Genomic DNA, 13,717 nt, shown 5'->3' on the forward strand with positions numbered 1-13,717 from the left:
TCGCTGTGCAAAAGAATTTTTTGTAGTTTAATTTCACTTTTTTGGTGTTCCCAGCGCCATAATCCCAGCCCAAATCACCTTTTTATGTAGCTTAATTACGAAAAATGCTTAGTGTATCGCCACTTAGTGCGCTTGATCCCAATTTTCCCCCATACCCACATCGACCCGCAACGGCACATCCAGGGCGAAACAGCCTTCCATCAGGGATTTGATGCGCGGCGTGGCCGACTCCACGGCGTCACGCCGCACCTCGAACACCAGTTCATCGTGGACCTGCATAATCATGCGCACCTCCGGCCGGTCTTTTTGCAGCCAGGCGTCAATGGCGATCATCGCGCGTTTGATGATATCGGCGGCGGTGCCCTGCATGGGGGCGTTTATCGCCGCGCGCTCGGCGGCTTTTTTGCGCGTCCCGTTACGGGAATGGATATCGGGCAGATACAGCCGGCGGCCGTCGAGGGTGGAAACATAGCCCTGTTCCTCTGCCTGCCTGCGGGTACGCTCCATATATTCCAGCACGCCCGGATACCGCTCGAAGTAAAGGTTCATATAACGCTGCGCCTCCGCGCGGCCAACCGAAAGCTGGCGCGCCAGACCAAACGCGCTCATGCCGTAAATCAGGCCGAAGTTAATCGCCTTGGCGCTGCGGCGCTGCTCATTAGACACCTTCTCAAGCGCCAGGCCGAAGACTTCGGCGGCGGTGGCCCGATGTATATCCTTGCCCTCGGCGAAGGCCTTGAGCAGGCCCTGGTCGCGCGAGAGATGCGCCATGATGCGCAGTTCGATTTGCGAATAGTCCGCCGCCACGATAACGGCATCTTTCGGCGCGATAAATGCCTGCCTGATCCGCCGTCCTTCCTCATTGCGCACCGGGATATTTTGCAGGTTCGGATCGGTTGAGGACAGCCGGCCGGTGGCGGTAACCGCCTGCTGATAAGACGTATGCACGCGTTTTGAGTGCGGGTTAATCATCAGCGGCAATTTATCGGTATAGGTCGATTTCAGCTTGGCCAGGCCGCGATATTCGAGGAGAAGCTTCGGCAGCGGGTAATCCAGCGCCAGCTCCGCCAGCACCTCCTCGTTGGTCGACGGCGCGCCGCCCGGCGTTTTTTTCAAGATCGGCAGTTTCTGCTTATCATATAAAATCGCCTGCAACTGCTTGGTGGAGGAGAGATTAAAGGCTTCCCCCGCCAGTTCATGCGCCTCGGTTTCCAGCTCGCCCAACCGTTTCGTCAGCTCAACCGAATGTGCAGCCAGGATCTTCTCGTCGATCAATACCCCGGTACGCTCAATGCGCGACAGCACCGGCACCAGCGGCATTTCGATTTCCTCGAAGACCTTTTTCAGGCCGTCCTCGCGCTCAATCTGCGGCCAGAGTTTTTCATGCAGCCGCAGCGTCACGTCCACATCCTCAGCGGCATAGGGGCCCGCCTGCTCCAGAGCGATTTGATTGAAGGTCAGCTGGTTTTTGCCTTTGCCGGCAATGTCTTCAAAGGTCACCGTGGTGTGTTTCAGGAAACGATCGGCCATGCTATCCATATCATGACGGCCCGACACGCTGTTAAGCACATAGGATTCAAGCATGGTGTCAAAGGCGATGCCGGCCAGTTCGATATCATAACGTTGCAACACGCCGCGATCGAATTTCAGGTTCTGGCCGATTTTGCGAATGGCCGGGTCTTCAAGCACCGGTTTCAGCAGCCTGAGCACGTCGTCGCGATTTAGCTGGTCCGGCGCGTCGAGATAATCGTGGCCCACCGGCAAATAAGCGGCGTCGCCGGGGACAATGGCGAAAGAAAGCCCGATCAGGTTGGCGCTCAGGGTATCCAGACTGTCGGTTTCGGTATCGAAGGTGAACTGCCCCGCCTGTTTTATCCGCTCTATCCAGCTGTTGAGGTCCGCCAGCGCGTAGATGACCTGGTAACCCTCCTGGGAAAGCTGCACCGCCTCCTCAACATCCTCATCGGCCTGGGCCGGCGGGGCATTAAACGGGGTGCGCGCGACGGGGGCCGAGCTGATGCGGCCTTGCAGCCATTTGCCCGCTTCCAAATCCGCCAGCCAGCGTTTGAATTCGTATTTCTTGAACAGCAGCAGCAATGCCGCCGCGTCGGGTTCGGTCACGATGAGCTTATCGAAAGGCAAATCAAGCGGCACATCGGTCTTAATCGTCGCCAATTGATAAGATAAATACGCCAGCTCTTTATTTTGTTCCAGCTTTGGCGCCAACGTCTTGGCGCCGCGAAATGGCAACCCGCCCACGCTTGCCAGGTCGCTGTAAATATTATCCAGGCTACCCAGTCCCTGCAGCAGCGCCTGGGCGGTTTTCTCGCCTACGCCCGGCACACCCGGAATGTTATCCGAACTGTCGCCCATTAACGCCAGGTAATCAATGATCAGTTCCGGTGGAACACCGAATTTTTCCCGCACTTCCTCCGGCCCGAGAATGGTGTTGGACATAGTATTGATAAGCGTAATCGTCGGCGATACCAGCTGCGCCATATCTTTATCGCCGGTGCTGATCAGAACTTCGCGGCCGGTACGCGCCGCCTCGAGCGCCAGCGTGCCAATCACATCGTCCGCCTCGACGCCGGATACCGCCAGCAAGGGTAATCCCATCGCCTTGACCATGCTGTGCAGCGGCTCGATTTGGCTGCGCAAATCATCCGGCATCGAGGGGCGGTGAGCTTTGTAGTGTTCGAACAATTCGTCGCGAAAAGTTTTACCCTTGGCGTCGAACACCACCGCCACATGACTGGGCTTATACTGCGTGAGCAGGCTTTTCAGCATATTCAACACGCCGTACATGGCGCCGGTCGGTTCTCCCGCGCTATTGGTTAACGGCGGAAAGGCGTGGTAGGCACGATAGAGATAGGAGGAACCATCAACCAGGATTAACGGATTGTCTGCAATATGAGCCATAGCGTAATTCGATCTTTTTAGTCAGCCATCATAGGGGGTAGCATGCCACAGCTGGCCGCCTGAGACGAATGTTTGCGTAGCAAAAGGACGATAAAAAAACTGGCGATTGGACTTGATCCGCGCGATCGTGCTGTGGATAACTTTGTGAGTAAAAAAAACCGCTAATATGTTTATATCTTTAATAACGTTGAGATTTACAAAAAAACCTTTCTTTATCAGTGCGTTATGGGTATTTTTTCACTAATCCCATATTTATCAGTAGCATTTCGCGTTTGTGGATATAACCCGCCGCTTAAAGTCCTGCATAAAATGATAAGCGCTTTTGGCTAAAAAAGGATATACACAAAACCTCCAGACCGACAGGCGCAACGCGGGAAATAACTTAGTGAGGCAGGTTAATCAATTGCATAAAAAACGCCGGACATGGCCGGCGTTTTGAAGTAATACATTAAAGTATTTAATTCTGCGTTAGCAGGAATTTTACCACGTCGGCAAATTGTTTGACGTAGACATCCTTTGACGACATATCCAGACCATCGTTCTTGACCATATATTTGCCATTCACGAACATGGCTGGAACACCGCGTAATTGCAAATCGGACGCGGCTTTTTCCTGCTGTACCACCAGGGATTTGACCACAAAGCTATTCCAGGCGCCGTCATATTCCTCGCCGCTCACACCGGCCTGGATAAAGACATTACGCAGATCGGCGGGTGTTTGCACCGTCTGAGTTTTTTGAATACCGTCAAACAACAGCGGACTGACTTTGTCCTCCACGCCCAACGCCATGGCAACGGCCCAGGCCTGGGTAACCTGCTTGCCCATATCGCCGCCCAGGAAATCCACATGATATTTGATCATTTTGGTTCCTGCGGGCAAAGCCTGTTTTACGGTACTGGAAACATGGAAGTTTTGTTCAAATTCATAGCAGTGCGGGCAATAAAACGAGAAAAATTCCAATACCTGCGGCTCACCGGTCGCTGGCTTATCAAGTTGGATATATTGCTGCCCTTCGGTAAATTGCGCGGCCGAAACGCTAAACGCCAACGCGAGCCCCATAAGCGCCAACCAAATCTTCTTCATTAAGTTATTCTCCAAATGTTTAATACGTAGGCATAAGCTGTAAAGGTGGTTCATGCAATAGCTTCACCTGCTCTGTAAAGATGAGTGTTTGCTGTGACCAGAACTCAGCTTCCACCATCCAGGGGAAACTATAGGGAAATGCGGGATCGCCCCACCGCCGACTAATCCAGGCCAGGTAATAGATCATCCGCATCGCGCGTAATGGTTCTATCAACGCCAATTCGCGCGGATTAAAATCCATGAATTCACTATAAGCCTCAAGCAAAAGCGACAGCTGATATTGCTGTTCGATACGATCGCCATTAAGCAGCATCCAAAGATCCTGAACCGCGGGTCCGTTTCTGGCATCATCCAGGTCAACAAACATCGGACCGTCCCGCCACATAATATTACCCGCATGCAGATCGCCATGCAGACGCAGCGGACGCCATTGCGTCGTCCAACATAACTTAACTTCGGCTATTAGGGTGTCAACGGATTGTAAAAAAGCGGTTTTTTGTTTGCCCGCGATAAGCGTGCTGCGTTCAAATTCACGCCTTGGCTCATACAGATACTCATCCAGGCCGATAGTCGGACGGGTAGTGAAGCATTTATCGCCGTTATTGCGATGGATACGTCCGATAAAACGCCCCACCCATTCAAGCTGTTCGTCATTATCCTGTTCAAATTGCCTGCCGCCGACGCTTGGAAATACGGCAAAATGAAAGCCTTCATGCTGCAAAAGCGTGGATCCATTGATAAGCATCGGCGGCACCACCGGGATTTCCGCCTCGTTCAATCCCAATGAAAGCTCATGTTCCTCAAGGATCTGCTCAACCGACCAGCGCTCAGGTCGATAAAATTTCACCACGTAGCGTTTTCTGTCTTCATCCAGGAATTGGTAAACGCGGTTTTCGTAGCTATTGAGGGCGGTAAGCCCAGAATCTATGCGTAAACCGACGTTTTCCAGGGCATCCATTATAAGCTCCGGCATCAACGTCTTGAAATTAAATGCGGTTATATTCATAAAACGCTCATTTCGTCGCCCTTGCCTAGTCTTTAATGATGCCGCGCGCCCGCAGAATCGCGGTTTTGAAATCCTCTTCATAATCCTTTTGCAGACCCGGGATAGCTTGCGTTTTGTCGGCACCGCGCATTTTTAAGTGATAAATTAACGTATCATCCGACAAAGCGGTTAAATCACCGTCATAACCGGCCTCTTGCGCCAATTTATGCAGGAATTGCAGCAAATTCAAATCCGGCTCTTTTTGCCATGCCGGATGCAGCAGTTCGATAAGCTCATTAAGGCGGTGATATTTCATAACGCAATCCCTCTCTATAGGTCCCAGTGTTAATGTATCAAGATCCACCAGGCAGGATAAACATGATTGTTCTGTAACATGTGAAACATTGTATCTTAATATGTGAGCCTGCCTATCAATGATTAGGCTTTGGAGGAGAGTTATTATAAAAGCGGACATCACAGGCGTAATCCTGGCCGGCGGCCAAGCAACACGTATGGCCGGCAAAGACAAAGGGTTGGTTATGGTCAATCAAATCCCCCTTTATCGCTATGTCCTGGACGGCCTGGCGCCCCAGGTCGGTACCGTGCTGCTTAACGCCAACCGCAATATCGCTCTCTACCGGCAAAGCGGGTTGCGGGTTGTGAGCGATAGCATGCCCGGTTATCCCGGACCGCTTGCCGGCATGCTGGCGGGGTTACAAGCAGCGCCGACCCAATGGGTGGTGTTCGCCCCTTGCGATGTGCCGGTTTTCCCGGGGGATTTAGTGCAACGGTTATGGGATGGTAAGCGGGAAGCTCTTGCCGCCTTTGCCAGCGCAGGAGGGCGGGAACATCCGGCTTTTGCGCTGCTCCACCGGGTATTGATTTCTCAGCTGGAGGCCTTCCTGGCGCAGGGAGAACGCAAGGTAATGTTGTTTTTTAACCGCATCGCCGCCGAAAGAGTGATATTCCCGGTGAAAAACCCGAATTTCCATAATCTCAATACCCCCCTTGACGTGCAGAACTGGGTAAAAACCTAAGGACTATTTTATGTCGCATGCCGTTCCCCCTTTGTTGGCGTTTACCGCCTTCAGCGGCACTGGAAAGACCACCTTGCTGACCCAGCTCATTCCCCGGCTTAACCAGGCCGGCATACGCGTGGGCATCATCAAGCACACCCATCATAACGTGGATGTCGATACACCCGGGAAAGACAGCTATGAACTGCGTAAGGCAGGCGCGAGGCAAACCATGGTGGCAAGCGAGGCGCGCTGGGCGTTGATGACCGAAACACCGGACCTGGCGATGCCGACATTACCCTGGCTGGCCGGTCAAATGGACAGCGGGCTTATCGATGTGATCCTGGTCGAAGGGTTCAAAGACGAGCCGGTGCCTAAAATCGCCCTGTTTCGCCAGGATACCGGCAAAGAGTGGCGGCCATTGATTGACGGCCATGTCATTGCCGTGGCCTGCGACGTGCAGATTGACGTCAACCTGCCGCTGCTGGATATCAACCAACCCGATGCTATCGCGATTTTTATCGCCAACTGGCTGCGTGTACAGCAGCAGTCCGGCGTAGGTTGATTGGGCAACGCCGGCGCGAACGGCGCGCGAACGGCGATCCCGGACGCAGACGGATGGGGCATTGAAATCCCTTTTAAATAAGTTTTAAGAGTGGATTGGATTTTCATCACTTGCCTAAAAAAGATATTTCTTCAAATAAGTTATCAACTGTTTATATAGATTAAATTACAATCATCAGGTCAAGACGAGAATTATCATCGTTTCATTCAGATAAATCGTATTTTAAAAAATCCCAAGATGGCTTTATAACAGGCCATCGAGGGATGAGTTTATTTTTATTTATTATACTGGTCCCGGCATGCCGATGGGGGCATTTCCTTGATCGTGCCTGTTTTGCTGCTAAGCGGCCCTGAAAGGAGCGAACCTGTGTTTTAATCATAGATTAAATAATCATTAAACATGCAGTGAAGCCTGCCAGAGAAAACTGATTATTCATTCTCTTTTAATTTATAACTTCCTGCATATAAATATAATCATGTGGCAGTATTGGCAACTGCTTGAAATATTTACTTTACGGCATTATATATGATTTATACAAAATGGCACGTTACCGTTATTAGTATAGCGGCCTTGTTGGCCGGCTGTTTTTCAACTGACAAAAAAAAGGAACTTAAAAAAACCAGCACCCATAAAGGCGAAGATATTACCATCAGGGAAAAATTACCCCAACCCAATTTTAACGACCATACATTACATGAATCTTTACTATCAATCCCTTCGCTCAATGAAAATGCCCTTTCCTCCAAGGACAACACGACAGCCCCGCGCGTTAAACACGGAACGCCGTCTGGCACCTCGGCAGTCAATTTGCCAATAAAACACAATTTATTGACTGGCGCCTCATTTGATTTCCTGGTGCCCTTGACAAACAGGGACGAGCGGATGCTCTTCAGCCAGCTCGGTATAAGACGGCATAATGCCAAAAGTATCATCAATATTGGTGTGGGGCAGCGTCATTTTTTCGAGAGCTGGATGCTGGGATATAACGCCTTTTACGACGCGCAAATCTCAGGCAATCATCATCAACGGGCAGGTATCGGATTTGAAGTCTGGGGAGATAATATTAAGCTTGCGGCTAACGGCTATTATCGCCTGTCGGATTGGAAAACGTCTTCATTACTCACAGGTACCAAGGAACGCGCCGCGAATGGTTTTGATCTTGTAGCGGAGACGTTTTTACCGGCATACCCCCAGGTGGGCGCCAAAGTAAAATATGAGCGCTATTTCGGCGCTGAGGTCGTAACCCTCAGCCGCAATGAACGGTATCGAAACCCCTCGGCGCTTACCGCGGGCTTGACCTATTCTCCGGTACCGCTGATTACATTTGGCGCGGATCATGCGCGTTGGAATAATGGCAAAACAGAGGGTAAAGCCAATCTTTCATTAAATTATCATTTTAATGTACCTTTAGCAAAACAGCTGGATCCGCATTATACGCCGCTGCGGCGCAGCCTGGCCGGCAGCCGATTGGATGTTGTGGCGCGTAATAATAATATTGTGCTTGAGTATCAGCGCAGGGAACAAATTCATTTCCAGCTACCCACGGAGCTGAGCGGGGTTGAAGGCGAACGAAAACACATTAATTTTAGGGTCTCGGCTAAACATGATATTAGCCGTATTGAATGGGACGACAGCGCGCTGAAGCCTGCAGGGGGTCAAGTCGTTACCCTCAACAATAATGCTTACCAGGTACAATTTCCGGACTTCAGCAGCCATGGTACCAACCAGTATGTCGTCTCAGCCGTTGCGTATGATAAGCGGGGAAATGCGTCAAATCGCAGTGAGATGACCATAAACACCGAGCCCTACCCGTGGCGTCAGCTTAACGAACAAAATACCGCAGATGAGAGCAAGATGGTTATATCAACGCAGGATAATATAAATCAACCTGAGATTATCCAGCCTATAGTTAATCCGGGCGGAAATGAAAAAAAGGATGTGAAGTCAGTGTCTTCACAGACAGATGATGATGGCATCCCCGATGACACTAGCGATATTAATAGTGATATGAGCGACAGAGGAAAAAAGAATTCTAAGTCAGTGTCTTCACAGACAGATGATGATGGCATCCCCACTGACACTAGCGATATTAATAGTGATATGAGCGACAGAGGAAAAAATAATTCTAAGTCAGTGTCTTCACAGACAGATGATGATGGCATCCCCACTGACGCTAGCGATATTAATAGTGATATGAGCGACAGAGGAAAAAATAATTCTAAGTCAGTGTCTTCACAGACAGAAGATAATGGAATCGCCACTGACACTAGCGGTACCAATGGTTCGCCGCCACCGCCGCCGCCGCCACCACCGCCGCCTTTCAATAGTGAATCCAAGGAAAGGCGAATTCTCAAAAAAAGCTCTGGGCAACAGCCACCGCACCGGCCGGAGATAACATTGGATGTTATTCAGAAAGCGCGGGAGGGGTTAAGAAAAGTATCGGGGCAGCCCAGTAATTTCTCGAATGAACATCATGACCAATTGGGGCGGCAACCGTCTGAGCATGATTTACTTTCTAAAATTAAAGCCTCAGTGCCCCAGGTGCTTAAAAAGGATATTCCATCAAATGAGTCAAAAGATCCTTCTCACTCCGCAAAAAAACTTAATAAAAGTCTTATTGAAACACTTGCTCGCCGTCGAGGACATGTAATTGGTGATAAAAATGAAGATATTGATGATAAACATAATGGTGATGAAGTTAGTACTGAGGTTATTTCCGCGACGCAGGTGGACGCTAATAAACCAATATTTGTTCAACCGATAATAGTATAAAATACGTCAGGCCAGCCAGATGCTATTTTATTACCAATGGGTACCCTTTTGCCCTGCTGGCTTGCCTGTTTTATCGCTATGAAAAAGCCCTCTGTTTGCACAGAGGGCTTCGTCAATGGGATGCCTGACAGTTGATGCCTGACTGCGCCAGGCACCCTGCGGGCCGTCGCCTGCGGCTCCGTTCCACCGGCGTTGCCGGGGGTCCTACTCTCTTACTCGAGTAGCGAACCGCCAGGGTTACGGACATGAAAAAGCCCTCTGTTTTCTTTGAGGGCTTCGTCAATGGGATGCCTGGCAGTTGATGTCCGCCTGCGGCGGCCACCCTGCGGGCCGCCGCAAGCGGCGTTCAACAGGCTCCGCCTGTTGTCCTGCTCTCTGACTCGAGTAGCGAACTGCCAGGGTTACGCACATGAAAAAGCCCTCTGTTCTCACAGAGGGCTTCGTCAATTGGATGCCTGGCAGTTGATGTCCGCCTGCGGCGGCCACCCTGCGGGCCGTCGCCTGCGGCTCCGTTCCACCGGCGTTGCCGGGGGTGCTACTCTCTTACTCGAGTAGCGAACCGCCAGGGTTACGGACATGAAAAAGCCCTCTGTTTACACAGAGGGCTTCGTCAATTGGATGCCTGGCAGTTCCCTACTCTCGCATGGGGAGACCCCACACTACCATCGGCGCTACGGCGTTTCACTGCTGAGTTCGGCATGGGGTCAGGTGGGACCACCGCGCTAGTGCCGCCAGGCAAATTCGTTTACCAACCGTCATCCTGTTACTGATGACCATCGGCCTTTATCCGGAACTTCGCTGAAAATTCTCTCGCCACCCCTCGGGGCAACGCTCTCTTCGCGTCAAACACTTTAGGTGTTGTAAGGTTAAGCCTCACGGGTCATTAGTATCGGTTAGCTCAACGCATCGCTGCGCTTACACACCCGACCTATCAACGTCATCGTCTTTAACGTCCCTTCAGGTGGCTTAAAGCCACAGGGAAGACTCATCTCGAGGCAAGTTTCCCGCTTAGATGCTTTCAGCGGTTATCTCTTCCGCACGTAGCTACCGGGCAATGCCATTGGCATGACAACCCGAACACCAGTGGTGCGTCCACTCCGGTCCTCTCGTACTAGGAGCAGCCCCTCTCAATCTTCCAACGCCCACGGCAGATAGGGACCGAACTGTCTCACGACGTTCTAAACCCAGCTCGCGTACCACTTTAAATGGCGAACAGCCATACCCTTGGGACCTACTTCAGCCCCAGGATGTGATGAGCCGACATCGAGGTGCCAAACACCGCCGTCGATATGAACTCTTGGGCGGTATCAGCCTGTTATCCCCGGAGTACCTTTTATCCGTTGAGCGATGGCCCTTCCATTCAGAACCACCGGATCACTAAGACCTGCTTTCGCACCTGCTCGAGCCGTCACTCTCGCAGTCAAGCTAGCTTATGCCTTTGCACTAACCTCACGATGTCCGACCGTGATTAGCTAACCTTCGTGCTCCTCCGTTACTCTTTAGGAGGAGACCGCCCCAGTCAAACTACCCACCAGACACTGTCCTCGACCCAGATTATGGGCCGGAGTTAGAACATCAAACATTAAAGGGTGGTATTTCAAGGTTGGCTCCATGCAGACTGGCGTCCACACTTCAAAGCCTCCCACCTATCCTACACATCAAGGCTCAATGTTCAGTGTCAAGCTATAGTAAAGGTTCACGGGGTCTTTCCGTCTTGCCGCGGGTACACTGCATCTTCACAGCGAGTTCAATTTCACTGAGTCTCGGGTGGAGACAGCCTGGCCATCATTACGCCATTCGTGCAGGTCGGAACTTACCCGACAAGGAATTTCGCTACCTTAGGACCGTTATAGTTACGGCCGCCGTTTACCGGGGCTTCGATCAAGAGCTTCTCCTTGCGGATAACCCCATCAATTAACCTTCCGGCACCGGGCAGGCGTCACACCGTATACGTCCACTTTCGTGTTTGCACAGTGCTGTGTTTTTAATAAACAGTTGCAGCCAGCTGGTATCTGCGACTGGCTTCAGCTCGGGGAGCAAGTCCCTCCACCTAATGCCAGCGTGCCTTCTCCCGAAGTTACGGCACCATTTTGCCTAGTTCCTTCACCCGAGTTCTCTCAAGCGCCTTGGTATTCTCTACCTGACCACCTGTGTCGGTTTGGGGTACGATTCGATGTGACCTGGAGCTTAGAGGCTTTTCCTGGAAGCGTAGCATCAATTCCTTCACCACCGTAGTGGCTCGTTATCACGCCTCAGTGTTGAATAAAAGAGCGGATTTACCTGCTCTTTCCACCTTCACGCTTAAACCGGGACAACCGTCGCCCGGCGAACCTAGCTTTCTCCGTCCCCCCTTCGCAGTCACACCCAGTACAGGAATATTAACCTGTTTCCCATCGACTACGCCTTTCGGCCTCGCCTTAGGGGTCGACTCACCCTGCCCCGATTAACGTTGGACAGGAACCCTTGGTCTTCCGGCGAGCGGGCTTTTCACCCGCTTTATCGTTACTTATGTCAGCATTCGCACTTCTGATACCTCCAGCAGCCCTCACAGGCCACCTTCGCAGGCTTACAGAACGCTCCCCTACCCAACGGACATATCCTTAAGTCAACTCGACGTGATGAACGCATTGACGTCGCTGCGCTCCGTCAATCGTTTTCCGTACAATTGTCTTAAGTGATATGTCCGCTGCCGCAGCTTCGGTGCATGGTTTAGCCCCGTTACATCTTCCGCGCAGGCCGACTCGACCAGTGAGCTATTACGCTTTCTTTAAATGATGGCTGCTTCTAAGCCAACATCCTGGCTGTCTATGCCTTCCCACATCGTTTCCCACTTAACCATGACTTTGGGACCTTAGCTGGCGGTCTGGGTTGTTTCCCTCTTCACGACGGACGTTAGCACCCGCCGTGTGTCTCCCGTGGTAACATTCTTCGGTATTCGCAGTTTGCATCGGGTTGGTAATCCGGGGTGGACCCCTAGCCGAAACAGTGCTCTACCCCCGAAGATGAATTCACGAGGCGCTACCTAAATAGCTTTCGGGGAGAACCAGCTATCTCCCGGTTTGATTGGCCTTTCACCCCCAGCCACAAGTCATCCGCTAATTTTTCAACATTAGTCGGTTCGGTCCTCCAGTTAGTGTTACCCAACCTTCAACCTGCCCATGGCTAGATCACCGGGTTTCGGGTCTATACGCTGCAACTTAACGCCCAGTTAAGACTCGGTTTCCCTACGGCTCCCCTAAACGGTTAACCTTGCTACAGAATATAAGTCGCTGACCCATTATACAAAAGGTACGCAGTCACCCTGATAAATCAAGGCTCCCACTGCTTGTACGTACACGGTTTCAGGTTCTATTTCACTCCCCTCGCCGGGGTTCTTTTCGCCTTTCCCTCACGGTACTGGTTCACTATCGGTCAGTCAGGAGTATTTAGCCTTGGAGGATGGTCCCCCCATCTTCAGACAGGATATCACGTGTCCCGCCCTACTCATCGAGCTCACAGCACTTGCACCTTCGGATACGGGGCTATCACCCTGTGTTGCCGGACTTTCCAGACCGTTCTCCTGATGCAGGCGCTGATGGTGACTCTGGGCTGTTCCCCGTTCGCTCGCCGCTACTAGGGGAATCTCGGTTGATTTCTTTTCCTCGGGGTACTGAGATGTTTCAGTTCCCCCGGTTCGCCTCAATACGCTATGGATTCACGTAATGATAGTGCAACGAATTGCACTGGGTTTCCCCATTCGGACATCGCCGGCTGATAGCGCTTCATATCAGCTCACCGGCGCATTTCGCGGATTAGCACGTCCTTCATCGCCTCTGACTGCCTAGGCATCCACCGTGTACGCTTATTCACTTAACCTCACAACCCTAAAGTGTCTTCGGAATGGCTGCGAAAGGTCCCTGCCGGTGTTGCGCGGTGCTCGCCATGCTCATGGACATACAGTCCACTCCGCTGGCTGCGCGCCGTGCGCCTTGGCCGGGACTTTCTCGCTCATTCCTCAACAAGGGCGCCATCGACACGGCGACCTTATTAGGTTTGCTTGCTTTGAGAGAATCGCATACTGATTTTGCTCAGCATGTTTTTTTCAAATTTTCAGCTTGTTCCGGATTGTTAAAGAGCATGTATTTCGCAGCATACTCATAAGAGTGTGCTCTGAAATAAATAAGAAAAACCAGACAATCTTACCACCCATCCCATCAGGAAATGGTGGAGCTAAGCGGGATCGAACCGCTGACCCCCTGCGTGCAAAGCAGGTGCTCTCCCAGCTGAGCTATAGCCCCAAGTCGTTTAACCTTTTAACATCAACCAGACTCTTTCCCGCACTGAAATTGCTGTGCATCAATTAAGCTACAAAGCAATGGCATTTAGAAAGGAGAACA

Annotated in this window: 7 protein-coding genes, 1 tRNA gene and 2 rRNA genes; 3 read left to right on the plus strand and 7 right to left on the minus strand. The window is 51.5% G+C overall.

The window, feature by feature from the left end:
* Positions 1-123: 123 nt before the first annotated feature.
* The 4 genes from polA to ABUK12_RS16250 form a co-directional block, all read right to left on the minus strand.
* The gene (polA, locus tag ABUK12_RS16235) at positions 124-2,919 is read right to left on the minus strand and encodes a DNA polymerase I (protein WP_410012826.1); all 2,796 of its coding nucleotides are present in this window, start codon (positions 2,917-2,919) and stop codon (positions 124-126) included.
* Positions 2,920-3,376: 457 nt separating this feature from the next.
* Positions 3,377-4,003, minus strand: coding sequence for a thiol:disulfide interchange protein DsbA (gene dsbA, locus ABUK12_RS16240; RefSeq protein WP_410012827.1), 627 nt, complete (start codon positions 4,001-4,003; stop codon positions 3,377-3,379).
* 19 nt (positions 4,004-4,022) lie between these two features.
* Entirely contained in the window at positions 4,023-5,009 is a 987-nt protein-coding gene (locus ABUK12_RS16245; protein ID WP_410016669.1) for a serine/threonine protein kinase, read from the minus strand.
* Positions 5,010-5,034: 25 nt separating this feature from the next.
* Positions 5,035-5,304 carry a YihD family protein gene (locus ABUK12_RS16250; protein ID WP_410016670.1) on the minus strand — a complete coding sequence of 90 codons (270 nt, stop codon included), beginning with the start codon at positions 5,302-5,304 and terminating at the stop codon, positions 5,035-5,037.
* Positions 5,305-5,449: 145 nt separating this feature from the next.
* On the opposite strand from ABUK12_RS16250, the gene mobA reads away from it, so the two are divergent.
* From mobA to ABUK12_RS16265, 3 genes are all read left to right on the plus strand, one after another.
* Complete coding sequence (mobA, locus tag ABUK12_RS16255) at positions 5,450-6,025, plus strand: molybdenum cofactor guanylyltransferase MobA (RefSeq protein WP_410016671.1); 576 nt, start codon at positions 5,450-5,452, stop codon at positions 6,023-6,025.
* Positions 6,026-6,035: 10 nt separating this feature from the next.
* A complete protein-coding gene (gene mobB / locus ABUK12_RS16260; RefSeq protein WP_410012828.1) occupies positions 6,036-6,569 on the plus strand; it encodes a molybdopterin-guanine dinucleotide biosynthesis protein MobB in 534 nt (177 codons plus the stop codon).
* Positions 6,570-7,094: 525 nt separating this feature from the next.
* Complete coding sequence (locus ABUK12_RS16265) at positions 7,095-9,341, plus strand: inverse autotransporter beta domain-containing protein (protein WP_410012829.1); 2,247 nt, start codon at positions 7,095-7,097, stop codon at positions 9,339-9,341.
* A gap of 620 nt (positions 9,342-9,961) precedes the next feature.
* Here the strand turns inward: ABUK12_RS16265 and rrf are convergent.
* From rrf to ABUK12_RS16280, 3 genes are all read right to left on the minus strand, one after another.
* Positions 9,962-10,077, minus strand: a 5S ribosomal RNA gene (gene rrf / locus ABUK12_RS16270).
* A gap of 126 nt (positions 10,078-10,203) precedes the next feature.
* Positions 10,204-13,196, minus strand: a 23S ribosomal RNA gene (locus tag ABUK12_RS16275).
* Between the two features lie 346 nt (positions 13,197-13,542).
* A tRNA-Ala gene (locus tag ABUK12_RS16280) sits at positions 13,543-13,618 on the minus strand.
* Positions 13,619-13,717: the final 99 nt, after the last annotated feature.

Origin of the sequence: Sodalis sp. C49, from assembly GCF_046352915.1 — a bacterium.
Classification (GTDB): domain Bacteria; phylum Pseudomonadota; class Gammaproteobacteria; order Enterobacterales; family Enterobacteriaceae; genus Acerihabitans.

What these genes read in the sequence shown, in the direction of transcription:
- polA (WP_410012826.1), bottom strand. Translation starts at nt 2,919, where the DNA reads ATGGCTCATATTGCAGACAATCCGTTAATCCTGGTTGATGGTTCCTCC.
- dsbA (WP_410012827.1), bottom strand. Translation starts at nt 4,003, where the DNA reads ATGAAGAAGATTTGGTTGGCGCTTATGGGGCTCGCGTTGGCGTTTAGC.
- ABUK12_RS16245 (WP_410016669.1), bottom strand. Translation starts at nt 5,009, where the DNA reads ATGAATATAACCGCATTTAATTTCAAGACGTTGATGCCGGAGCTTATA.
- ABUK12_RS16250 (WP_410016670.1), bottom strand. Translation starts at nt 5,304, where the DNA reads ATGAAATATCACCGCCTTAATGAGCTTATCGAACTGCTGCATCCGGCA.
- mobB (WP_410012828.1), top strand. Translation starts at nt 6,036, where the DNA reads ATGTCGCATGCCGTTCCCCCTTTGTTGGCGTTTACCGCCTTCAGCGGC.
- ABUK12_RS16265 (WP_410012829.1), top strand. Translation starts at nt 7,095, where the DNA reads ATGATTTATACAAAATGGCACGTTACCGTTATTAGTATAGCGGCCTTG.